Genomic DNA, 25099 nt, shown 5'->3' with positions numbered 1-25099 from the left:
ATTACTTTATTGCGCTTCGACCTTTAAAGCAATGGCTTCAGCCGCGGCGCCATACAAACAAGCAACCTCACCTAATCTGGATACTTTTATTTGAACATGCGGAAAAACATCAGCTACAAAGCGTTTTACACCAGGAAGAAAAAGCTTATAGGCCTTTGAGATATTACCGCCCAATATGATGGTTTCAGCTTCTTCCCTTTTTATAAACTGTATTAAAAAATCGGCAAGATTATAACTGAAGATCTGAAACAGATGTGCCGCAACTTTATTTGAGTTAGCCATTTGCACCAGATCTTTTACTCCCTGATGATGAGATCCTGTACGTTGTAAATATTGGTCAACAAACCATTTAGAAGATAAATAATATTCAGCAATATTATCTTTAAAGGGTAATGACCAAAGATCTGCACTTGCGGCTACTCCATTTTTATACAAAGCGGTACCAAGACCTGTGCCTAATGTTATGCTAATTGATTTGTCAAACACATTTGAATCCATGTTTGCTGCAAAGAGTTCACCCGAAAGAAAACAGGCCGCATCATTAGAAAAAGAAAAAAGATCTTCCTCAATCGTTAAATGGTCGGCTAATAACTGTTTTACATTTAAGCCATACAAAGATTCATATTTACCTTGGTTGATCATATAACTGATGCCATTGGCATAATCGAATGGCCCCGGCATTGCAATACCAATTTTAGAAACCGGCAAATCGCCTGAAGCCTGCTTTAGAGCCAAACTCCACCTACTTATAACATTTTCTGCATTGTCAGAAGCATCGACGGACAACCTTACCAACGAACCAGGAATAATTGATCGATCAACTATATCAATTACTGCTGCTGTTATATGAGTTCCTCCAATATCTGCTGCTGCAATTAAATGATTAGCTTTTTGTTTCGTCGTCATTTGATATTATTTATCATCGTTTATGTAAGATCATTTATGTTCCACAGTACAAGCGAGCGTGGCAATACCGATGCCATTTGTTTACTGATGATCTCATAAAAAATAATACACTTTATTACTTGCAGGCATTTCAAACTTTAGTTGCCTTTCTCTTTTAACCATCCTTCTTCGATCTGCTCTAAAGATTTCCCTTTGGTCTCCGGCAATATTTTGTAAACAACAATAAATGCGATAAAGCAAAAAGTTGCGAATACCCAAAAAGTTGCAGGCGTACCTAAATGCTTTAACATGATGGGTGTGATTTGGCCCACGATTGCATCGGCGACCCACATGACCATGATAGAAAGCGCCATTGCCCTGCCGCGTATGTGACCGGGAAATATTTCGGAGGCTACAACAAATTTTAACGGGCCGATAGAAAAGGCAAAGCAAGCGAGGAACATCAACACACTTATCAAAATAAAAACAGATGTTGATGCACCTGTTGCAAAGCATATACCTGTAAGCACCAACGCTATTGTAGCGCCAAGTGTACCATATATATAAAGTGGGCGGCGCCCCAATGTATCTACTTTCCATATTGCAAGTAACGTAAACAACATATTGGCTACGCCAAATACAACCTGGCTCATTAATGAATTATTCATAGAAACACCAGCGTCGTTTAAAATACTGGGTCCATAATATATAATAGCATTGATTCCACTAAACTGTGAAAACAATGGCAGCAGGATACCCACGATCATTGCTTTTCTCCATCGTCCTTTAAAAAGTTCGCGATATGAAACACTATCTGCGGAAGACGAATCGGTTTGAAGTTTTGGCAATTCTAAAACTTCATCGTTTGAAAACCTACGCATGATGGTTAAAGCTTCAGCAGATCTGTTACGCTGCATCAGCCAGCGCGGACTTTCAGGAACAAAGAACATACCCGCTAAAAATAACAATGCAGGCAAACCACCAACCAACAACATTCCACGCCATACATCGAGTAAAAAAACATATTCAAAAAGAGAGCCACTGCTTTGGATGTTATACGTTTCGCTATATTTCACTAAAAAAGCGTTACTTAAGTAAGCGCATAGTATTCCCAGCGTAAGCGCAAATTGGTAAAGCGTAACTAAACGGCCTCTTGTTTTTGCCGGAGCTATTTCAGAAATATAAAGAGGTACAAGATTAGAAGTAAGCCCGATACCAAGTCCGCCAATAAATCTAAAAATAAAAACGCCGGTTAAAGTTGGCACAAGCGCCGCACCAATAGCGGAGATCAGGAAAAAGAAAGCTGATATGAACATCGGTTTCTTCCGTCCCCATCTGTCTGACATTTCACCAGAAAATGCAACGCCAACAATACATCCGATCAATGCGATCGTAACAAACCAACCTTCAGCCACTGGCGACAACGTATATTTTTCCTGTAAAAAGGAAGTACGCCAGAAACTACAGCCATATCGAAGCCGAATAAAAATCCGCCAAGAGATACCACCAGCGTGATCAAAAGGACAGATGATTTTTTATTTACTACTTCCATCAGTTATAATTATTATGAATCTATATTATTTTGCTTCTTTGTTGGGTGACATTGATGGCGGTGCATCTTGTGGACTTGAACCCCAGCTTTTATTGGGCGTTGGCCCCATTTGAAGAACCAACGTTCCTCCTTTTACTAAGTCAGCATGATAGAACCAGGGCTTGTTTAAAGGTTTTCCATTTAGCTGCGCCGATTGGACATAAATATTCTTATCAGAAGTATTTTTGGCAATTATAGTGAACTGGCCGCCGGGATAATATTTTGGATCTAACTTAATAGTTGCTTTTTCGAACAACGGGCTTCCTATTTCATAAAAAGGTTTTACAGAGGCGCCTCCTTCCGTTTGGAACAATCCCATTGCTGACATTACATACCAGGCTCCCATCTGGCCTTCATCCTCATCTCCCAACCAACCATGATAAGGGGTTGCCCCGTAATATTGATCCATTATAGCTCTTGTCCATTTTTGGGTAAGCCAGGGTTTGCCAGAATAGTTGAATAACCAGGCCGCCTGCATATTAGGCTGGTTGCCATGATTGATAGGAACAAGATCGTACAAGTCTCCATCAGCATTAAAGTTAAACTTAGCAGACTTTTGAAAACCTTCATCCAGGCGTGTATTGAATGTATCGCGACCCATTAAATTCAAAATACCTTGTACATCATGCGGATTAAAAAAACTGTATTGCCATGCGTTGCCTTCAAGATAGCCGGGACCACTAAAGCTTGTGCAGCAATATGGCGACCAGTCCTTTACCCAGGAACCATCACGGTTTTTCATTCTGATATATTTCACATCGGAGTCGAAAACATTTTTATAATTGGCTGCACGTTTTATAAATTGTTCGTAGATATCTTTCTTACCTAATGCCTTTGCATACTGTGATACACACCAGTCATCGTAAGCATATTCCAAAGTATTAGAAACCTGGCCTTCTTCATTCGGCACGTAACCAAGCTTCATATAAGATTCAAAAAAGCGGTTACCAGCAAAACCATTTTCCGGCGTTTTTATGCCAGGCGTTGTTTGTTGATGAACGAGAGCTTTTAGTGCAAGGTCCTTATCAAAATCGCGAATACCTTTTTGATAAGCTCCAACGATCAAAGCAATTTCGTGCGATGCTTCCATGATGCCGGAATATTCAATTCCTGCAGGCCCTTTGGGCAACCATCCGCCTGTTTTATAAATTTCCAGTAGTGAATGCACCCAATTGCTAGTAAGATCGGGATTTACCAAAGCCCACAACTGGTTCAGGTTCCAAAAGGTGTTCCACAATGCATCACTTCCATAAACAGGACGTTTAGGATCTACCTGTTGTACTTTCTCATTTACATCTACATACTTCCCATTTACATCGCTCCAGGTAGTACGTGCTACATAAGAACGATACAGATTGGTATAAAACTTCTTTTTATTTTCTTCGGAGCCTCCTTCAATTTTGATCTTATTTAGTAAAGCATTCCAAACATTTCTTGCATTATTCTTTACTGCATCAAAATCCCAGTTGAAGGGATCCATTTCGGTTTCAAGATTCAATCTTGCCTGATCAACACTTACTAATGAAATTGCGGTTTGCATTAACAGCACTTCACCTTTCGATGTTTTAAAATCAGCGAAAGCCCCACTGCTTCCTTTTGCTTTAAATTCTTTTACATTGCGGGTAACTTTGTCACCGGCCCAGCCCCCAAAACCTTCAATGGACTTATTAAACCGGATCACAAAATGAACTGTATATTCGTTCCAGCTCCACTTTTGCTTTGAATAACCTTCTATTTCTTTATCAGAAACTTTGGCAAAAACAGCATCCTCTATCTCAGCCGTGTTTTCAAAAGGTATATCCAGATCAAGTAAAATATGCGCTTCCTGATCTTCATCAAATGTAAATCTGAAAAAACCGCTTCGTGTAGTGCTTGTCAATTCCGTATAAATATTACCATTCATCAACTTTACGGCATAATATCCCGGACTGGCTTTCTCGCTTTCCTTCACAATCCTCGAACGATAGCCAGTCGTCCATCCGGTTGTAGGGCCGTCTGCAGGGCCTCTTCGGGTATTCAACACGCCAACGGTTGGCATTACTGAAAGGCCCGCCATTGTCCACGCATGAATATGGCTGAACCCCCGATATTATTAAGGCTATATTCGTATCCGGATTTCCAGACACCGCCCTGATTATCGGGACTTAGCTGAACCATGCCCCAAGGCATGGTTGCTCCAGGGTTTAACATCCATCTTGATTCGGATGTTCCTAACAGCGGATCCGCATAATCGACGGGCATCTTTTGTTGTGCCATTAGGGACTGAACAAAAAATGTAAGTAGTAAACAACTTATAATCTTTTTCATCTGTTTATGTTTCATTTTGTTTTTAGTCAGATGTAATTCTTAGAATAAGATTTCTGATCTTGTTATTGATAATTTGAAAGTGTAAGGATTGTAAGTCCAATAAAACTTTATCATTTATCATCTTAAATGATCTATTGATTCCTTAATAAATGCTTTAACAACTTTGGCAACATCTTTTCCGTTATTCACCAAAGTATATTCTTTGGCAGCAGCAGGAATTACGAAGGTCTCGGCATATTGAAACACTTGTAAAACCCCGTTTACTTTTACCTGAATAGCATCGCCTTCAACTAACATCAATACGTTACAACTATCATTGGTGCTCAATGTTATTTCTGATTTAAATTCTACTCTTTCTACATCATAAAAATGATGAGCGTGTGTAGGTAAGTGATATAATATCCAATCTTCGCCTTCATTGACAACGCCAGGTTTTGAGATTAACTGATCGCTTACATAATCGCCTTTATATTCAAAGCGTAGATTTTTAAAAGCGTGTTCAATATTGATCGCTCTTGGCTCACCGTTTAAATCAAGGCGAAGCCAGTCATACATTTTGAATGTAAAAATGTATGGTGTAGAACTGATTTCAAGAACAAGGTTATTTTTCCCGGCACTATGGACTGTCCCGTTAGGTATCAGGAAAAGATCATGTTTATTGGCGTTATAAGACTGAACATATTTTTCTATATCAACTTTTATATTTTTATCCTGGCTTTCTTCAAGAGCAGTTTTAAATTCATCTGGATTGATATCATCCTGGAAGCCCAGAAACACTTCAGCATCGTCTTTACAATCTAAAATATAATAAGTCTCGTCTTGCGTGATCTGTTCGCCAAAATGTTCACGTGTATACGGCAATCGCGGATGACATTGGATAGACAGGTTACCACCATCCCATGTATCAAGAAAATCGAAGCGAATAGGAAATTCTGTTCCGAAAAAATCTGCATGTTTACCAAGAACATTTCTTCCATCATTCAGCATGATAAAATCAAAAGAGAGTTCCAGCAAATTCATGTCGCTTTCAAAAACAATTCCATTCTCTGGCACGATCAGCTCAAAAGACCAGGCATAGTTAACTTCATCTTTATTTAGATTTGGAATATGCTCTTTCATCCATTGGCCACCCCATGCACCCGGCTCAAACCAGGGCCGTACGCGGAAAACAGTTTGACTCATTTCCTTCAACGCGCGGTTAATAAAAAACGATTCGGCCCATGAAACACTTTCCTGCCATTGCGTATCTGCAAAAACAGAAATCCTTTTCATTATTGTTTGCTTATGCGCATTCAATAATGGCCAGTCAACAAAAAAAGTGCGCTTATACATTGCAGCTCCATTATCTGTCTTATTAGATCCCATATTCATGATGGCGCCAGCGCGCATCCGATATTGAATTTCATTTTTGGGTACATCCAGGTAGATCACCGGAGCGGTTGCATCTACTAAAGCAGCGCCTATTCCTATAATAATAACACAATCAGCCTCGGTATTTTGATGCTCCTTAGCAAGCTGGTCTGTTTCAAAAAAATCACTTAGCTTATGTGTACACTTTGTACCCCAAACCGAATCTACTTCACCCAGAAAAGGTTGAACCAGTCGATCAATCTCTTCTTCTGAAATAAAAAATTCATGAGTAAATCTCCATTGTATTTTTTTTCTGTCTTGGCAAATGCACGTGAAAGGCTATCATGTACTTCATTCCAAAACACACCGTTCATCCCATCGATAGCAACTTTCCCTTGATGCTCCAATATCCATTCAGCCAGGCTTTCATATCCTGTTTTTATATTACCCGAACCTAAAGCATGATATGGATAAACTGAATATTGATCATCTTTTTCAAGCTGTGTTTTTATTTGTTGTGGCATTAAAGGTTGGCCACTTTTCCTCGCATAGGTTTTAAAACTTACCGCCTCAGTTTTTTCATTTGAAGGTTCTATCATACTAACAGATTTTTTTATAGATTTAATCATTTCTTTCTCACTAAATATTTTTGCTTAACGAAAATTAGTTGCTTGTTTCACATATATCATCTTTATTCCGTAAGGATTTATGACAAGTTCATTTCCTTTTACTTCATTTTCTGGGCCATCAGCATTCCCATCAAAAATCGATTCTGGTTTTATTGATCCCCAATTTAGCTTTAGTTCTTCTTTTTTATCAGAAAAAGAACGGAATGTTATAATCCAGCACTCCTCATCATTAGTTTTTGTAATACTTGAAACGATTATGCCGGGTTTATCAAAACTGAATGGAGATTGATCTATTAAGTTTACTTTGGATTTTACAGCTACAAGCGGACGATGTTGTTCCATGCCAAATCGATTCGCTGCTGCTACATTGTAGCCATCGTGAAAACTTACAGCATACTGCTCTTTAATGATGCCTCCTTGTTCTAAAGGAAAATTTGTATCCCAATGATTATTGAGTGGCCAGGAAAATAATTTTTGAAAATCTTTTATTTTCTTTTTCCAAAGATCTGCTTGCCTGGCACCATCCAATATAACGCTGTCCATATCTTCCCATTGAATCAAAGGAGCTTCTAATGAAGTCCAGGTTACTCCCTTATGAGAATTGGAAATATCTACCCAACGTTCAAAAGCCATCCAGTTTCTATTGGCTGCGGGCAGTTGCTCCTTTTCAGGAGTAATAACACTCCAGGGAGCGTCGACATGAGCTATTGCATCAGGAAGATCAAATGTGAACCCAAAATGAATACCTTCTTTTTCTTTTGTGGAAACTTTATCATACCTGTTCTGCAAGCCAACAAAGGGTTCACCAGCATAAAGCTTTACTTCTCTTTCCAACCAATTACAACCAGGCGCTTGAGATTTTATCAATATTGAATTCAATAAAGGGCCGGATTCTTTTTTTGTATTGTAACGGAACGAACACCTTGGGGATTTCCTGGCTGGTCTTTTCCATTAAACACGCCTTTTAAATAATAATAACTATTTACGCCTTCCTTAGGCGAAATATATTCATGCTTATTATCAAGTTTAATAACGCTCTGAATATTTCCAGTAACAGGATCAATCTCTAAACGCAATAAATCGTTGGACAAAATATTGTCTTGACTTGAAATCTGATCTTTTGTTTCTTTATATTTTCCTTTGGCCACTTTATACATGCGTGAAGAAAGTGCCGGTATTATTTCTGTTCGAAAAATCAGATCACCATTGGAAAGACGTTGAGATAACATTTCTTTTCCTGATGAAATATTTATCACTTTATCCCCTCTTTGACTTTGCTCTGGCCTTAGAGTTACAATACCTTTCCGGTTCCAGGAAAGTGTATTTACAACCGAATAAGTTTCTTGTGTAACAGTAGTATCACTGAAAGAAGCAAGCAAAGAGTCACTCAACTGTTTCGCGCCCGAGAAATATTGCTGCTTATTTTTTTCAATCACCTTAGCAAATGGATCTTTAGGATTTTGATAACCCCAGGTATGTTCTGCGGCCAGTAAAAGACTTTCCCAACCGTCATTTATTAATGCCTTCTTTTTTGAGCCAGAGCCAATAATAGCATTAATGATTTCAACCTGCGCCAGGTTCTCTTTAGCGATCCTTGCCATTCCTGTATGCGCAGCCGCCGAGCCTAATCCATTCGTCCAGTATTCAGTAAAATCGCCGGAATAAGTTGGAATTTGCTCTGCATATTTTTTTCATAAGCGTCCAGAATTTCAGCCGTACCAGCAATTTTTAACCTGGGGTATGCATACGTTTCGTTCCACTTTTTAACGGCTTCGGGCAAGTCTGCATCTATAACACAATTATCAGCCATCGACCATGTCATCACAAAAATATCATACGGCGAATTTGCTCTTTCCAATGCTGCTGTTTCTTTGAAAAGAAATTTATCAATAAAATTATTCATGGGTTCATTGGTCTGAACCCTGTCATCTTCAGTATATGTTTGTAATTTCTTCAGCCCGTATAAATTTCCTTTAATAGTATAACCAATGCCATATGGAAACCCTTGTAAAAAAGAATCTTACTCTTACCATCTGGCCCTAACCAGTAAAATGGTTTATGTTCCAGCATTTTCCTTCTGTCATAATAATTAGGGAAGGAAATAAAACCCTTTACACCATTATGAACTGCCGCGTCTACAATTCCCCATGCTGCGCCTGGCACATCCATCTGAACCATTGTGTTAACAGGAACTCCGGTACTTTTTTCAATGCTATTGCTCTGATCAAAAAAATGCATCAATTCTTCATCAGAACATATGGAGGTGTTTATATTCGAATGTCCTGCGTCAATTCTAATCCATCCTTTTTTTACAGCATCAAAAAACTTTTTCTTTCTTGCGGGATCAGCTGATTTCAGATAACGATCTACAACCCAGGCAGACTCTGTATTCCATATAAACCTAGAGCCGGTTGGATAATGCTGCGTTTTAGCTGCCAGGTCAATACCCACATCAATATTTCGTGTATGTATTTTGCTGACATCTTCCTGCAACCCCGTGTAACCAATATCCACATGCGAATGCGGATATATATAAACATTCCAATAGCGTTCGGCCGGAACAGCTGCATGAAGTATCACTTTATGATTGCCAAATTCTAACTTAACTGTTATTTCTTCAGTTTTCCTGACTCCTACATGCTCCGGCAGCAAAACTTCGAATTCAGAAAAAGCAGTATCTCTTTGCACCGTTGACTTAGTATTCGATGCGCCAGTAAGCATTTCAATAAAAACCTGGCCTGTTGTTTTTTTAGGAAGAAAAATCTTTACAACACGCGCCGGAGCTTTTTCCTCATTGAATTTATAATATGGCATCACTTCAACCTTTGCCGCAGCTGGTGCTGTGGCAGTATCATTAAAAATCTTATCCGCTGCCTTTAAAAAGCATGGATAAAATAAAATCAGGAAGACGGATAAAATATAACGCACGTTGAATGAAGCAGGTATTATAGTTAAGTTCTTAACTTTTGTTATGGAATATTAATAGATTTAACTTCATTGTAATTATACGGCCTGCCATTATTGGGATAGGTTGTTCTTGCTCCTACACGTAAATACAAAGTTCTCTTACCGGGTAATGCGCCGCCTGTTGTAGTTATCGTTAATGTTTGATCGAGCAGATCATTACCATCTGTACCACCAAATGATCTTCTGTTTGAATACCTTGCATCGAAATTATTGTTACCGATATACTCAAAGTTGTTTACGTAAAGATTAATATCTGTTACGTTTAACTGATAATCCGGGTCTGCTGTGCCTCTTGTAATCTTTACCTTAACAGTAACAGTGCCGTCGGCATTAAGTACAGGTTCACCTTCCCATACGATTCGCAAAAATGGCTCAACCGTAAAATTAACTTCTGTTGTTCCGCTTTTTACATCAACAGTCTGGCTATGATCCACCGCGTTTGTACCTGTTTGTACGAGCGGTACAAAAGCACCGTCAGCAGAGATCTTATAATTTCCTGAAAATATTTTTGTATTTATATAAGTTCCATCCTGTTTAGTGGCAAGATACATTGGAGTCGGATTATCACTCCAACTTAATTCACGCAATTCAATGCGGGTGCCCACTCCATTCTCGCCAGACACTTCGCTTTGAACATTTTCTCCGGTAGTTGCGTCGATAATGCGACCCTTCAATGTTTGATCGGGAGCATCATAACTATCAAGCTTGGAACAACTCCACAAGGAAAAAGACAGATGCTAAAGAGCATTAATAAAAGATTCTTTTTCATCTTTATATTTTTTGTTACAGCTACGCTGCGATTATTTAATAATTGATGTTTCATTATTAATAGCCGGGGTTCTGAATCAGGCTTGAGTTTTTGCTAATAGCTGAAGTGGGAATTTGATCATAGTACCATCTTGAATCAAACGTAAAACGAGCATTTCTTTCGTCTGTTCTATCATCAAAAAATATTTATCTGCTTTAGCCGCATAAAAAGGCATTAGCACACGATATAAACGTGCGTTTTGTTCCTGATCTATGATTCGCCACCTTTTCAGATCCCAATATACCTTATGTTCAAAGGCGAGTTCTTTTCTGCGCTCTTCTCTAATTACATCAACGTCATTGATAGATGTAATGCTGGACGCACCTGCCCTTTCGCGTATCATATTAACATTGGTAATTGCTGTTTGAAGATAACTGGCGCCTTGTCCCAATGAAGACAATTCATATCCAGCTTCTGCCGCATTCAATAAAACTTCTGCGTATCTTAATTCGATCCAGCTTTGTTCAGAACGGTTAGTTACCACTTCTGCTGTGGGTTTATTAGGATTCAAATATTTCCTAACGGAAAAACCTGTAATGCTGCCGCCGGGACCATTAGCTGCAAGGTTTGTGAATACACCACTTAAACCTGCCGGATTCATCATACTTCCATCGGGTAATTGATAGGGTGTCTGCAATGCGCTGGCCGAACTTACAATATTGGTTGTGGGATAGTTTATTGTTGATCCCGGAGGAATTAATTTATTGATGCCGCCAGCAGTCTCTCCGGTGTAGATGCCTCTTCTGATGTCAATTACTTGTCCTTTAAAAACATCGCCAGGTAAAATGATGGTGGCTCTTAGTCTTGGTTCCGCATTCGAAAATAAAGACATGGTATTATCATAAAGGATGTATTTACCGTCAGCATCACGTGTACGAATTGCGCCATTAGCATCACGTGGTAGACCTTCAAACATTTCAACAAAATCAAGTGTAGGATTGGTTTCAGAAGAATAATTTCCGCCTGGCCCTTCAAGTTGCTTAGGCACACTTAATGCATCATAACCATGTACAGCATCTGGATATTTATATTGTCGAACAAATATATTCTCCGGGCTGGAAGCATCAAGAAATGTATTTATATAATTCTGATATTGTGCTTCTTTATCAGTAGCCGACCATGATTTTTTGTAGAGGCTGTATTTGCCATTCAGCAATTGTGCAGCGTCATAACTCTCTTTAAAATATGTAACAGCTTTTGATGCTGGTATACCGCAGAGACGCTCGCTACCAGCGGTCAATTCTATTGAGTTGTATTTGGCAATACTACCGGCATACAGCATAGCCCTTGATAAAAAACCGGCAGCCACATATCGGTTAACTCTACCTGCTACACTAGTTTCCGGCAGATTTTCATAAGCGTACTTTAAATCTTCTGCAATAAAATCCCATACTTTTTCTTCAGAAGATCGTGGGATTTTCAACTCTTCCAGGCTTTCTGTAATGTCACCAATTGACTGATCGGGATCTGTTAAAAGCTGGTCAACAATGGGAACACCACCATATCTCTTCACCAAAGCAAGATAGGTAACTGCCCGTATGAACCTAACTTCGCCCAGCCAGTACTTAACCTTTTCTTCGGTAAAATTGCCAGCATAGTCTGGTAATACTTCCGAAAAATAATTGCATTCCCTGATAAGATTGTAAGCCGCGCTCCAATAGCCAAAGGAACCATTTGCATTGCCCATGTCTCGACTCAATGCCTCGCCGGTAATGCCTGCAAAAGAACCAATTACGAAGGCGTTAAAACCAAGCGTTGGAGAATACTTAAAATCTTCTATTGGCATAACACTGTAAATACGCGCCATATAAGCGGTTATTCCAGCTTCACTATTAAAAATATCTCTATCCTGTATTACGTTTAGCGGTGGTGCATCCAGCTTTTCACAAGCCGATAAGTAACATAGCGCCGAGAGCAATAAACCTAAAATATAATTTTTCATCTGTTTCTTTTTATCGTTATATAATCAGATGCGACTTTTTTAAAATTGAATATTTAAACCAAATGTGAGTTTAACATCTATCGGATACAGGTATCCAAACTGGCTTGATGGATGTTCCGGATCCAGATACTTGAGCTTCGTAAAGGTTATAGGATTGTATCCATTTGCATACAGCCTTAAACCTTTCAAACCATTCCCTTTGAAGAACTTTTTAGAAAGTGTATACCCAAGCTCTACCGTCTTAAGTCTTAAGTATGCTGCATTAGAAGCATTGGCAAGTGTATTTGTATAAGGTATCGTACCTGTGTATGCATAATTCCCAGGCACCCAGGCAGTATTAGGATCGTAAGGATCGGCTGTTGGATCAGCAGGATGCCACCTATCCATAAACTGTTCCAAAGCTCCGCCACCAGCCCAAAGTGGAGTATTTAATTGTTCAAAATAAGATACATAAACTTTACCAGCACCGCTCCAGGTCATATTCAAATCAATGCCCTTATACGAGCCTCCTAAAGTAAAGCCATAAGTGACCAATGGCAAACCTGCCATGGCAATAGGATGATTATCCTGCGTGCTGATTTGCCCATCACCATTCCAGTCTTCATAAATATAATCACCTACAACAGTGTTGCGGGGCACGAAGAAAGGATTATTGGCTATATCGTTATAAGATTGAAACTGGCCGGGTGATCCATATCCCCAATAAATATTGTTCCATCTATCTTGTGTATAATTGCTATTGTTCCAATTTAGATAGGAATTACCAGCACGTGCTGATACTTGTGTTGTGTTCATTGTGCGTGTGTAGCCAAACACCCCGCGAACATTATAGTTAAAGCTGCCGATATGATTATCGTGCGTGATTTCAAATTCAAAACCGCGTGCGCGATCGCCATTAAGGTTTTCCTGCGGTAAACCAACACCTACTTCTTCTGGCAAAGTAAGTGCACGAGTTGCTAAAAGTCCTGTACGTTCCCGATCAAAATATTCAACAGTCAAACCTAACAATCCACGCCATGCCTGCAAATCCATACCAACATTGAACATTTTCGATTTGTACCAGGATAGCAACGGGTTAGCAAGACCTTTACCTTGCGCACCATTCACAAAGACACCATCAAATACAGAACCGCCAGGCAGTGAAGTTGCATTTCCCGAAACCGGGTATGTATAACCGCTAACAAACTGATAGTTTGATGCATTTTCGTCACCCATCTCTCCATACGACCCTCTAAACTTTAAGCTATTAATGAACGATAAAGCATTGCTGTTTTTAAAGAAGGATTCCTCCGAAATACGCCAGGCCAAAAAGCCTGCCGGGAAAAAACCCCATTGTTGCTCCGGAGCAAACTTTGACGATCCATCTTCTCTGAATGAAAATTCTGCCAAATATTTTCCTTTAAAATCATAAGCCAGCCTCCCTACCCACGAAGCATTGATGGTCTTATATAAATTACCGGCGTTGGTACCTCCCTGCTGATTAGTGCTGATACCAGCTAATAGCTGATCTACAGGAAGCGCTAATTCACGTTGCGCAAAAAAATTATCACCACTGCGCACACCTCTTTCATATAACAACAATGCTGTAAGATTATGTTTGTTGGCAAACGAACGATTATAGTTTAAAGATGCCTGCAATAAAGTAGCAGGAAATTCGGCATAATCTCTTCTGATAGTTGAAGGTGTTTGCTGAGGAACAGGATTGTAAGTATCAGTGCTGGCATCATAATTATACAGGTTGTATGACTTCATATAGACCTTGTTGTTATTATCATTAAAGTCATAACTGTAAAGCCCTTTTAAACTTAACCCTTCTAAAGGAAGTTGATACGTAAGGCTTGCAGATGATTGAAACCATTTATTGGTTTGGATCATATACCCATTAACATCAGAACTGGCGTGTGCTACACCATTAAGATTACTTGGCACATTATTAAAATATTCAGGATTGTTATTAGCATAAATATTTTGAATAGGCGGTTGATACCAAAGACTTCTAAACACATACCACGGAGATATATAAGGTTGATTCTTCCGATCCATTATCGCATTTAAATTCAGATCGAATGTTAAATCGTCCGTGATCTTTGAGCTAACATTTGAACGGATATTATAACGTTTATAATCAACATCATCACTTTTAAAGAATGCATCTTGCGATGTATAACCTAAAGAAATAAAATACGAAGAACGATCAGTTCCGCCAGTTGCGCTGATATCGTGTTGTGTAAAAGGCGCTGACTTCCTGATGATCGCATCCTGCCAATTAGCAGCGATCTTAGTTCCATTGCGATAGGCTTCAAAATCTTCTTCGGTATATAGTGGTGTGCCGCCATTTATATTATGCATTCTTTGCTCATTCACTAATGTCATATAATCAAAAATGCCAACAGGCTTTGGCAATCTTGAAGCGAACTGCAAGCCATACGTACCATTATAGGTTAGCTGTACCGCTCCTTTTTTCCTTTCTTAGTAGTGATCAAAACCACACCATTAGCCGCGCGCACTCCATATATCGCGGCAGAAGCATCCTTCAATACGGAAATAGATTCAACATCAGCAGGATTTATGCGTGTTATATTGTTTCGAGGCACTCCATCAATCACCACTAATGGCGATCCAAGTCCCCGAATATCAAAAGCATTATCAAAACTACCAGGCTCACTACTATTTTGTACTACTCTTAATCCCGGAACTTTACCGGTAAGCATGTTTTGAAGATTTTCATTTTTTGTTGTTACCACTTCTTTACCTGTTATAGAAGAAACCGCACCGGTAAGTGTGGCTTTTTTCTGAGTTCCATAACCAATTACCACAATATCTTCTAAGGAGTTATTAGTGCTGCTAAGATGCACAAGTAACGAATCAGCTGATTGTATCAGTATTTCTGTAGTTTGGTAACCAACCCGGCTGATCACCAAATGTTGACCGATTTGTGCTGGTACTGAAAAGTAGCCCATCGTATCAGTAATATTACCTGCGTTGCTTTCTTTAACAAGTACTGAAGCGTTTGCTACCGGACGACCATCTTCTCGAATAACTTGTCCATTTGTAGTTTGAGCGTTTGCGCCGGATTGACCCAAAAGAAATACTGACATAAATAGCAACATGTATGACACTATCTTTCGAAGTGCGTTCCATTGAATCCAAGTGTGCTCTTTGGAAGCATTACCGGAACATAGCAGACAATCGTTTTTAATAAGCCGACGAGGATGCCCGGCTTTTGAGTTCAGTTGAGGGCTTTTTTCATCTGTCTATTTTTTTCTTTTTAATGGTCAGATGGAATTCGCCAAATTGTATTTGCGGGCATGCAAAATGTTTTTGGCTCATTTCATAAAACAATTTCATCGTTATTGTTAAATCAATCTATATGTACAAACATATGTACATTTAATTGTTTAGCAAAATAATTATTTTTGTAAAAAATCAAAATGAAACTTTCACTTGATCATAAAAATCATATACCTCTTCACTTGCAAGCAGAAAAATTGCTGCGTGACTTAATTAAAAAGCCGGAATACATTAATGGCAAATTTTTGCCAAACGAGGTTGACCTTGCGAAGCAACTTGCAATTTCAAGAACGACGTTGAGGCAGGCGTTAAATAAACTTGTATATGAAGGACTGCTCCTTAGAAAAAAGGTGTAGGCACCAAAGTAGCTGAAGCAACGGTTAGCTCAAAGTCGAACAATTGGCTAAGCTTTTCGCAGGAAATGCAGGCGCGTGGAATACCCATTAAAAATTATGAATTGCATTTAAGCTGGGAATCGCCAGATGAAACAATCGCTAATTTTTTTCAGATCTCAATGGACAAAAAAGTATTAAAGCTGGAGCGTTTACGAGGCCGCACTGATGCTCCTTTTGTTTATTTTATATCTTACTTTCATCCACGTGTTGAAATGACAGGAGATGAAGATTTTAATCGGCCGCTATATGAGATGCTCGAATCCGTTCATCACATTGTGGCAACGCTTTCCAAAGAAGAGATAAGTGCTAAACCGGCATCAAAACTTATCGCTGATAAACTTGAAATTCAAACAGGAGAACCCATTCTTTTTAGAAAACGCTTCGTGTACGACCAGGGAGAACGACCTATTGAATATAATCTTGGCTACTATAAAGCAGACTCATTTGTCTATACAGTTGAAAGCAGAAGAGACCCTTCTTAAAGAGTATTGTCTTTATAATAAGCTGCCAATTTGTATAAACGATTTTTTAGATCGCTTACCGTAGAAGTCATTGCTGCATTGTTATAAAGATTATGCATTTCGTGTGGATCTTTTTTCAAATCATATAATTCCCATGAATCTATATCACCATAAAAATGTATAAGCTTGTACCTGTCGGTACGAATACCATAATGCTTTGTCAACCCAAACGACAGTTCATAATAATGATAATATATTTCTTTTCTCCACGAAGCATCACCACCTTTTTCGATTAACGGCTTCATGGATACACCTTGCATATCTTTAGGAATGGGAATGGAAGCCCAGCTCAGAAGAGTAGGCGCTATATCCAGATTAAGCGTAAAAGCACTGATGCGACTGTGTTTCTGAATGCCCGAAGGATAACGGATCAGCATTGGAGTTCTAAAAGATTCTTCATACATAAACCGTTTATCATATAAGCCGTGCTCACCCAAATAAAAGCCTTGATCGGACATATAAACGACAATTGTATTGCTATCCAATTTTTGCTTCTTTAAATAATCCAGAACACGCCCAACATTATCATCTACCGATTTTACGCATCTCAAGTAGTCTTCCATATAACGCTGAAACTGGAATCGAACCAGCTGATCTTTGGTTTTCAGTTTTGAAAATGTGATGCTGTCCTTATAATAATTTTTATCCCACACTTCTTTTTCATGCGGTGTTAGCCTTTCTATTTCCCTTTGAAATTCTGCCGGCGCCCAATCGTTGATTTTTGTAACCGGACAATTAGCACAAGGAATTTTACTATCGTATCGTATATCTAAATTTTCTGCAACAGTAATATGCTGCCGCTGTAAAGCTTCTCTTCCTTCATAATCATCATAAAAATTTGATGGTAATCCATATTGCACATTCTGAAAAGAATCCAGGTAATGAATTGGCGGCATCCAATTGCGATGAGGCGCTTTATGAAATAGCATCAAACAAAATGGATTGTCTTTATTTTGTTCGATCCACTGCAAAGAAAGATCCGTTATAACATCCGTAACATAACCTTTATATGCAGTATCTTTTCCCATTTTAATAAATGGCGGATTATAATAATGGCCTTGTGCCGGAAGAATATTCCAGTAATCAAAACCGGTTGGATCTGACCAAAGATGCCACTTCCCTATTAACGCTGTTTTGTAACCATTTCTTTGCAATATTTTAGGCAGCGTTTCCTGGTCGCCATTAAAAAAGTTCCATTATCTTTTAACCCATTTACATGCGAATACTTACCAGTTAAAATAACGGCGCGGCTTGGACTGCATACTGAATTGGTGACAAAAGCCTTATCCATTATTACGCCTTCATTTCCTATTCTATCAATGTTTGGTGTTTGAATTAATTTATTGTCGTATGCGCTGATAGCTTTATATGAATGATCATCTGATACGATCAAAATAATATTAGGCTTGGTCTTTTTTGCGCCTGCGCTGACTGGATATTAAGAATAAAGGTTATCAAAAGTATAACGAAGTAAAATAGCCATCGAAATTTTCCAGTTTTCATATGTACATACATTTGAACATAAAAATAGGAAAATAAAGTTTGTCGATGTCTAATAATTTTACTTGAACGAAAAAATTGGGATTCTCAATAAGCAGTTAAGAAAATTATTCCCAAAGCAATGCCGCACCGAAAACACCTGCGCTGTCGCCTAATTCAGGCTTACAAATTGGAGTAGTTAAAATACCATTATTAAAAATGTATTTTTTAATGCGTTCATAGCCTTCGGTATACAGCAAATCCATGTTGCCAACGCCTCCTCCTATAATGATCAGGTCGGGGTCAATCACATTTATAAGTGTGGATAAAGCTTTGCCATAGTTTTCTAACAGATGATCTATAATAGTTGTAGCATGGGCATCAATTCTTTCCAAATGTCTTTGCAGTATTTCATTCAGCTTAAGATGAGTTCCTGTAAAATTCTCATAAGCCTTTTCCAACGCAGGTCCAGAAATTACAGTTTCAACACAACCGCGTTTACCACAATAACATTGCGGCCCGTTTTCATCTAAGATGTTATGCCCCCACTCGCCACCGATGCCGTGGTGTCCTTTAATAATTTTTTGATGTACTATTAAACCACCACCAACTCCCGTTCCCATGATGATACCAAACACCACTTCTGCATTTTGATGTTTTCTTCCTGCACCCATTCTTGTTTCAGCTAATGCGAAACAATTGGCATCATTGGCAATACGAACAGGAATTTTCAATAGCGCTTCCAGATCTTTCTGCATCGTCCGACCGTTCATGCATGTAGTGTTACAGTTTTTCATGGTTTGAGTAGCAGGCTCTAATACTCCTGGTGTTGCAAAACCAATACGGTCAGGGCTTTCATCCAATTGATCAGCAACACGGTTGATCAGTTTTTTTATTTGAAACAGAATGTGATCATAACCTTTGTCGGCTTCTGTCGGAAGTCTCTGACGCGCTATTACTCCAAGATTTTGATCGTTTAATACAACACATTCTATTTTTGTTCCGCCTAAATCAATGCCCCAGATATTCATCAGTCTATTTTTATATTTCAGGTTTAGAAAGTATTTAAACACAAATTAGTAAGATTGACAAATAATTTCCTCTTTTAACCAAATAGAGACATAGTATTTGCTACGCTTAAGGGTATATAGATTCCGCCAAAGGCGGACCATAGTATCAGGCTATTAAACGATTATGTGCAATTATGTTTCCTTTTTCATTCCTGATGTTCTATGTTCCTATGTGGTTAGTTATTTTGTCGAAGTTGCTTAGCTTAGTTGGTTGTAATAATAAGTTCTTTACCTTGTTGCAGTTGCTTATGCTGAATAAAATAGCCATCTATCTTCTTTCCTCCGTAAGTAATATTTGTAATTTTCTCGCCTTTTCCTTTCTTCAAAACGGTAAACTTTGTTCCGCTTAAATCAAATACAACCTTATCAAATAAAGGTACCGTTACCAGGTATTCAGGATCAGCCGGCGAATAAGTGTATAAACCCAGCGCATTCAATGTGTACCAGGAAGACATTTCACCTGCATCATCCATTCCTGAATAAGCCAGTCTTTCCGGGCCCATACGATAATAATGATTCAATATTTTGTTCAATAAATTTTGAGCCTTCTCCTGTTTGTTAATAAAATAATACAAATAAGGAGAGCTATGGCCAGGTTGATTTCCATGGCAATATTGGCCAATAAAAGTGGTAAGATTGTGTGCCTCGTAACCTTTCCATGGAATGGTAAACAATGAGTCTAGTTTTTTCTCGAAAGCTTCTTTGCTTGGATAAAGCGCTATAAACCCTTTCGGATCGTGCGGGGCAAAAAAGTAGATTGCCAGCCATTTGCTTCTCGATACATATATTCAAAATACGGCTGCTCAGGATTGAATGGCGTGATCCATTGCCCGTTTGCTAAGCGCCCCCTCATTAATTGAGTAGCAGGATCAAAAAGATTTTTATAGCTGTCGGTTCGCTTCATCAGCTTTGCATAGTTGTCTTTATCGCCCAATTCTTTTGCAAGTAGTGCAGTAGCATAATCATCGTAAGAGTATTCCTGGGTTTTTGTTACCGCGGCTTTGGCAACCGTTTCCAGTTTAGGGTTTTCCACATCCATCTCCGATATCCAGCCACGTTCCATATATTCTTTTAAATGTGGCCGTCCCCCTTTACCATCAACAAAGGCATTATTAAGAAGCAACTATATGCTTTCTGCACATCAAAATCTTTTATGCCACGCAAATAACTGCCTGCTACAAAAGCCGAAGCGTGATCTCCATGAAAAAAGTTGGCATAAAACCTTTTATCTCACCACGATCGGTTATGGATTTTATAACATCGGCAGCAACATCTGGTGAGATCATACCAAGCAGGATCAACTTATTACGGTAGTCATCCCAAAAAGAAGGATCGCTGTAATATTTAAATCCTTTATTAATAATATCGCCTTTTGCATTCCTAAATTCTCCGTTCTCATCACTCAATAAAATTGGCCATAAAAATGATCGATAGAAAGTTGAATAAAAAGTTTGCTTTTGATCTGCAGTACCTCCGGTTACTTTTATTTTTGACAACAAGATGTTCCACTTCTCTGTTGCTTCATTTTTAACCTGATCAAAATTTTTAGATAACATTTCGACTTCAAGATTTTTCTTAGCATTTTCGATACTCACATAAGAAAATCCAACTTTCATTTCTAATGGATCAGCTGCATTTTTGTTGTCTAATAAGTTGACGATACTTACTTCTGCATCTCCATCTTTGAGCGCTTCAACATTTTTTATTTTATGATTTGTTACCGCATAAAAATAAAAGGGGCTTCCTGTTTTCTGATAACCACTAAAAGAATTATCGTCGCTTTTTTATTTTCCAGTCATTCACGCGTTCATTAGAGCGCGCCAGATCGGCGAGGATTTTTTTGTTCTTTCCATTATCATAAGTGTATTTATGAAAAGCACATCTTAAGGTAGATGTCACTTCCGCATTGATTCCATATTTTTCTAAATAAACCTGGTAATAACCCGGGCTGGCAGATTCCTTGGTGTGTTTATAAGAAGAATAGTAAGTTTTCGGATTAACATCTCCACTAACAGCAATCAACGGTACGTAACAAAGATTCCAATGTCCCTTACTTGTGTGGGCAAAAGCGTAAACAACTGTATCTTCATATTGATATCCGGAACCACTTCGCCACATTGTTACTGGTGTAACCTGAACCATCGAGTTAGGCAGAGAAGCCCCCGGATAGGCTTCTGCGCCCCATGCGCGGCGTGTAGGTTTGTAACCAAGATCAATACTGTCCCAAAGCGTCGTTGTTCCAATAAATGGATTTACAAAGTCTGTTAAATTGGCGCCTTGTTTTTGCGCAGAACATAAAGTTGCAGAAGTTGCTAATAATCCTGCGAAAAAATAAATGGCTTTTCTAAACATAATTTTTTTTTTCGAAATGGTTATAGAGGAACTATAATATTGAAGTTGTCTAAACCTTAGAGCTTAATGAAATTTTCCCGCTGATAAATCGCTGATTTTTTTTTGCAAATTTTCGCAGAAAACGCATTTGCGAATATCTGTAGTTTTCTTATAATACATCAAAGTAAATACTCAATTATGTTAATTGAATAAGATTACTCTTTTATGTATCCTTCTTTTTGCAATAACGCCATAGCCTCAATTGTAGTAACTGCGCTTATTGCAGCACGCAAATCTCCCCAGGTTTCAGTATCCCCGGGATTTTTCCACCAGCTATAACTGAACTTGATAGCAGGCGTTTTTTGAGTTCCTTCAATCCACAAATATTGTGCATTGTTTTTTAAGAACGCAATATAACGCGCGCGATCTTCATTCGACAAGTCTGGTTGCTGAATTAAAATAGTAAAATATCTTACAAAGATTCCTTTAAACAAATTCACATCGTGGCCACCGCCGTTTCCGGCCTGTTCGCCCCAATCGATCATTACACCATAGGTTTCGTTTATGTTATGGGTAATATGATAATTGGTAATGCGAATTGCATCATCCAAATAAACCTTGTCTTTTGTGATATTGTAAAGCTCCAATGCTGCTCCTAAATAAGTACCTACATCATACGAGTAATCACTGTTTTTGTCATTAATATTTTCGAAGATGCGGCCTGATGATAATATAGTGCGATTGTATTTCATCCAGTCGTATATTCTTTTTGCCCATTCCAGGTTATCCAACCCACCATTTATTTCATCAGGATATTTTTGATACCTGCGGGCTGCAATTATTGCTGCAGGCCCGTTTGCCGGAATCCCTTTTGCTTCACCCAACTCGTCTGATTCTTTACGCCATTCTATACCGCCACCATCAAATTCAGTCCAGCCTTGCGTTATCCACGACCACAAATTCTTTGCAGATTGCTCATATCTTGTGTCGTTTGTAGCCTCCAATGCTCGAAGGTGAGCCAGCCCATGCCAGCCCATATCATCATAATATTCGTTTTCCCAATTATCACTATACCAATTTTTATTTCTTACACCTTCATAAAAGTCGTAGATGGCCTGTTTGTATTCATTTTTATTTGTCCTTAAATAAGCGTCTACTAAAACATCAAGTCCGTGTGCTTCCGGCCAGTAGTCATTCCAGGCAATTTGCCCTTCGAATGTATTATTAAACACATGTTCTGCCTTGTTCCAGTATCTATCAACAAATGAAGTAGTGGCACTGTCTGCAGCAGCCACCCAGTCAACTTTGTAAAAGTCGCTCTCCATCGTTTCTTCCTCCATATAAACATCATCATACTTGGTACACGACACGATGGTCAATAGCATGATTAATGAAAACAATCTATTCCTATTCATATACCTGTTTTTTAAGAAAGATGCAGTAAGAGCCTGCATCTTTCAATCAGTCAAAATTTAATTTTTCTTTATAGTATGTGTATATGGCGCGCCGCCTTGCAACTTGACAGAAACAGTAACGTTAGCACCATCCATCTCTGCACCAAATTTCCACTTGTCATCCCACTGAGTAGTTCGATCAAGAAGTTTCAGATAATAATAAGAAGCTGGTGCATCGGCAGCCGGACGGCTGTCGGTTGGATTTAAAGCTCCGAACTGCGCAGTACCAGAGGATGTTTCCATTTGAAGCTTATAGCGCTCATCCCTACCCCACGACTCTTGTCTGAATGTAACAACGCCAGTGCCTGACCAAACACCTAATCCTACATAAGGAAGATCGATGATTATTTTATTTTCCGGACTAAAGAAAACACCCATCTTAGTTATCTTAGTAGTGGTTACACCTTTATTTGTAAAGTCCAGTGTTATTCTATAAACGGCCTCATCATCTACACTTGAAGTTTCTTCACCATCGGCATCAGCCAATTTACCTTCAGCATTAATATAATACCTTTCGGGTGTGCCCGAAATCCTGTCCACAAAAGAGAAAGAACCAGAGTTTTTTAACTTTGTATATACTTCAAATTTACCTTCACTGGGCTCTTGCATAACTATCGCTTTTGCAACATCACTTCCTGTTTCAGTAGCTTCGCCCGTTATATAAACGTTGTCGGGTATTACTTCAAAACCTTCAAGACGCGTAACTGTGAGTTTGTTTTTTTGTGGACAAACCGCAGAACTAATGCCTCTCCATGAAGCAACAGACCAATAAATAGTTCCTGTTTCGCCTGTGGGGATACCGGCTGCAGAACAGGCTTTATTTATATCTAAATGAGTGATGTGCGCATAAAGTTCTTTACCAGTATTATCAGATACGATCCGATAAATGGGTGTGTTCATATCAGACTCTTTGTAAAAAACAACTTCGTAAGAAACTAATTGTCCATCCTGAGCATGACTGGGTGACCATTGAAAAAGAATGTTAGCGCCTGTCTGTGTACTTAAAGTTAGTTTTTGGTTTTCTAATGGTGCATAAAGCGCGTCCACTGCTGTTACCTTAGGGTCTTTATATTCCATATCATTTTTAGCACATCCGGCCATAACAAACATGGCGAAACATGAAAAAGAATTTTGGTGATTATTGTATTCATCTGTTATTTTTTTGTTTTAGTTTTTAGAACTTATCCGCCAACCTGCGAATGAATTATTAATTCTATTATATAGATAGTGTTATTACTTTAATGACTTAATAACCCGGATTATTAGGAAGCAGATTTTTATTAAGATCAATTTGTTCCAGCGGAACCGACCAATAATAATCACGGTTATTATTGAACTTGAACTCATCAACTCTTACATATCCGCCGTCTATGCCGGCATCTGTTCCCCAAATTTAAAACCGTGCATAAATCCTTTAAGTACCTGCTCGCCTATTTGCCAGCGTTTAATATCAAACCATCTTAAGCCTTCCAGCGCCAGTTCAACCCGACGTTCGTTTCTAATAATCTGTCTTATCTCTTCTTGGTTCTTAGCAGCCGGATAGTTGAGCGCCAGTGCAGCTTCAAAACCGGCTCTGCTGCGAATGGGCCTTATGCTCATGTCCCACTCCTGTTGTGTTATTTTCGACAGTTCGTTACAAGCTTCTGCATACATCAGTAATACATCGGCATATCTGAACATTATTATATTAAGACCTGCGGCCATAGCCACCATATCCCAGTCGTAATATTTACGCACATAATAACCTGTTTTTGTTTGGCGATCTACGGCGCTTATATAAGCATCATCAGTACCAGAACCTTTGGCTGTACGTATCGTACTAGTCGTGCCATCTTTATTAAGCCATTTATAATTGTCATAAACAATAGTTGCAGTCAGTCGCGGATCACGATTTACATACGGATTGTTCTCAACGTATGAAGGATCTATTTCCGCACCCTTTACTGGCAAGCCATTCATTGTAAGGTAACAATCTACCAATTCCTGTGTGGGATTTTGAGATGATAATTCGCCACGTTTGCTAATAGGCGCCATCTGACTCATTTGCGACCATGTTTTCAGATTCGGTACATACGTAAT

23 protein-coding genes and 3 pseudogenes are annotated in these 25099 nt (G+C 38.8%); 2 read left to right on the top strand and 24 right to left on the bottom strand.

The window, feature by feature from the left end; all coding sequences use genetic code 11:
• Positions 1-6: 6 nt before the first annotated feature.
• The 15 genes and pseudogenes from MKP09_RS14095 to MKP09_RS14030 form a co-directional block, all read right to left on the bottom strand.
• Complete coding sequence (locus MKP09_RS14095; RefSeq protein WP_240830620.1) at positions 7-906, bottom strand: ROK family protein; 900 nt, start codon at positions 904-906, stop codon at positions 7-9.
• 137 nt (positions 907-1043) lie between these two features.
• Positions 1044-2300, bottom strand: a complete 1257-nt coding sequence (locus MKP09_RS14090; protein WP_240830619.1) for a sugar porter family MFS transporter — start codon at positions 2298-2300, stop codon at positions 1044-1046.
• The gene (locus tag MKP09_RS14085) at positions 2267-2437 is read right to left on the bottom strand and encodes a hypothetical protein (protein ID WP_240830618.1); all 171 of its coding nucleotides are present in this window, start codon (positions 2435-2437) and stop codon (positions 2267-2269) included. Before MKP09_RS14085 ends, MKP09_RS14090 begins: the two co-directional genes overlap by 34 nt.
• Before the next feature lie 25 nt (positions 2438-2462).
• Positions 2463-4645 (bottom strand): annotated as a pseudogene (locus MKP09_RS14080) (GH92 family glycosyl hydrolase).
• 255 nt (positions 4646-4900) lie between these two features.
• A complete protein-coding gene (locus MKP09_RS14075; protein ID WP_490355049.1) occupies positions 4901-6385 on the bottom strand; it encodes a class I mannose-6-phosphate isomerase in 1485 nt (494 codons plus the stop codon).
• Positions 6358-6732: a hypothetical protein gene (locus tag MKP09_RS14070; RefSeq protein ID WP_240830616.1), complete on the bottom strand. Its 375-nt coding sequence runs from the start codon at positions 6730-6732 to the stop codon at positions 6358-6360. Before MKP09_RS14070 ends, MKP09_RS14075 begins: the two co-directional genes overlap by 28 nt.
• Before the next feature lie 54 nt (positions 6733-6786).
• Positions 6787-7641 (bottom strand): hypothetical protein, encoded by an 855-nt coding sequence (locus MKP09_RS14065; protein WP_240830615.1) that lies wholly within the window; start codon positions 7639-7641, stop codon positions 6787-6789.
• The gene (locus MKP09_RS14060) at positions 7638-8363 is read right to left on the bottom strand and encodes a hypothetical protein (protein ID WP_240830614.1); all 726 of its coding nucleotides are present in this window, start codon (positions 8361-8363) and stop codon (positions 7638-7640) included. The genes MKP09_RS14065 and MKP09_RS14060 overlap by 4 nt, the downstream gene beginning before the upstream one ends.
• Positions 8364-8386: 23 nt before the next feature.
• The gene (locus tag MKP09_RS14055; protein WP_240830613.1) at positions 8387-8665 is read right to left on the bottom strand and encodes a hypothetical protein; all 279 of its coding nucleotides are present in this window, start codon (positions 8663-8665) and stop codon (positions 8387-8389) included.
• A 50-nt stretch (positions 8666-8715) separates the two neighbouring features.
• Positions 8716-9690, bottom strand: a complete 975-nt coding sequence (locus MKP09_RS14050) for a glycoside hydrolase family 38 N-terminal domain-containing protein (RefSeq protein WP_240830612.1) — start codon at positions 9688-9690, stop codon at positions 8716-8718.
• Between the two features lie 41 nt (positions 9691-9731).
• Complete coding sequence (locus MKP09_RS14045; RefSeq protein WP_240830611.1) at positions 9732-10403, bottom strand: DUF3823 domain-containing protein; 672 nt, start codon at positions 10401-10403, stop codon at positions 9732-9734.
• Between the two features lie 151 nt (positions 10404-10554).
• A complete protein-coding gene (locus tag MKP09_RS28895) occupies positions 10555-10683 on the bottom strand; it encodes a RagB/SusD family nutrient uptake outer membrane protein (protein ID WP_490355048.1) in 129 nt (42 codons plus the stop codon).
• A gap of 41 nt (positions 10684-10724) precedes the next feature.
• A pseudogene (locus MKP09_RS14040) lies at positions 10725-12224 on the bottom strand (RagB/SusD family nutrient uptake outer membrane protein); the annotation flags it as partial.
• A 294-nt stretch (positions 12225-12518) separates the two neighbouring features.
• Positions 12519-14882 (bottom strand): SusC/RagA family TonB-linked outer membrane protein, encoded by a 2364-nt coding sequence (locus MKP09_RS14035; protein WP_240830609.1) that lies wholly within the window; start codon positions 14880-14882, stop codon positions 12519-12521.
• A 38-nt stretch (positions 14883-14920) separates the two neighbouring features.
• Positions 14921-15577 (bottom strand): TonB-dependent receptor plug domain-containing protein, encoded by a 657-nt coding sequence (locus MKP09_RS14030; protein WP_240830608.1) that lies wholly within the window; start codon positions 15575-15577, stop codon positions 14921-14923.
• Positions 15578-15910: 333 nt separating this feature from the next.
• Here MKP09_RS14030 and MKP09_RS14025 point away from each other — a divergent pair, with 333 nt between their 5' ends.
• On the top strand, positions 15911-16126 hold the full coding sequence (locus MKP09_RS14025) for a GntR family transcriptional regulator (RefSeq protein WP_240830607.1): 216 nt from the start codon (positions 15911-15913) through the stop codon (positions 16124-16126).
• Positions 16127-16191: 65 nt separating this feature from the next.
• Positions 16192-16647 (top strand): GntR family transcriptional regulator, encoded by a 456-nt coding sequence (locus MKP09_RS14020; protein WP_240830606.1) that lies wholly within the window; start codon positions 16192-16194, stop codon positions 16645-16647.
• Here the strand turns inward: MKP09_RS14020 and MKP09_RS26220 are convergent.
• From MKP09_RS26220 to MKP09_RS13980, 9 genes and pseudogenes are all read right to left on the bottom strand, one after another.
• Positions 16644-17840 (bottom strand): sulfatase/phosphatase domain-containing protein, encoded by a 1197-nt coding sequence (locus MKP09_RS26220; protein ID WP_262915374.1) that lies wholly within the window; start codon positions 17838-17840, stop codon positions 16644-16646. The genes MKP09_RS14020 and MKP09_RS26220 overlap by 4 nt on opposite strands.
• Complete coding sequence (locus tag MKP09_RS26215) at positions 17810-18079, bottom strand: sulfatase-like hydrolase/transferase (RefSeq protein ID WP_262915373.1); 270 nt, start codon at positions 18077-18079, stop codon at positions 17810-17812. The genes MKP09_RS26220 and MKP09_RS26215 overlap by 31 nt, the downstream gene beginning before the upstream one ends.
• A 214-nt stretch (positions 18080-18293) precedes the next feature.
• Positions 18294-19196 (bottom strand): ROK family protein, encoded by a 903-nt coding sequence (locus MKP09_RS14005; protein ID WP_240830605.1) that lies wholly within the window; start codon positions 19194-19196, stop codon positions 18294-18296.
• A gap of 242 nt (positions 19197-19438) precedes the next feature.
• Positions 19439-20274: pseudogene (locus MKP09_RS26210) on the bottom strand (glycoside hydrolase domain-containing protein).
• Positions 20275-20410: 136 nt separating this feature from the next.
• Positions 20411-20851, bottom strand: a complete 441-nt coding sequence (locus tag MKP09_RS26205) for a glycoside hydrolase family 92 protein (protein WP_262915372.1) — start codon at positions 20849-20851, stop codon at positions 20411-20413.
• 154 nt (positions 20852-21005) lie between these two features.
• Positions 21006-21587, bottom strand: a complete 582-nt coding sequence (locus MKP09_RS13995; RefSeq protein ID WP_240830604.1) for a hypothetical protein — start codon at positions 21585-21587, stop codon at positions 21006-21008.
• A gap of 194 nt (positions 21588-21781) precedes the next feature.
• Entirely contained in the window at positions 21782-22981 is a 1200-nt protein-coding gene (locus MKP09_RS13990; RefSeq protein WP_240830603.1) for a glycoside hydrolase family 76 protein, read from the bottom strand.
• A 57-nt stretch (positions 22982-23038) separates the two neighbouring features.
• The gene (locus MKP09_RS13985) at positions 23039-24097 is read right to left on the bottom strand and encodes a SusE domain-containing protein (RefSeq protein ID WP_240830602.1); all 1059 of its coding nucleotides are present in this window, start codon (positions 24095-24097) and stop codon (positions 23039-23041) included.
• A gap of 291 nt (positions 24098-24388) precedes the next feature.
• Positions 24389-25063 carry a RagB/SusD family nutrient uptake outer membrane protein gene (locus tag MKP09_RS13980; protein WP_240830601.1) on the bottom strand — a complete coding sequence of 225 codons (675 nt, stop codon included), beginning with the start codon at positions 25061-25063 and terminating at the stop codon, positions 24389-24391.
• Between the last annotated feature and the right edge of the window lie 36 nt (positions 25064-25099).

Source organism: Paraniabella ginsengisoli (assembly GCF_022513635.1).
Lineage (GTDB): Bacteria > Bacteroidota > Bacteroidia > Chitinophagales > Chitinophagaceae > Niabella > Niabella ginsengisoli.
Note: the sequence above shows the minus strand (reverse complement) of the source record. Positions and strands in the feature narration are given on the sequence as shown.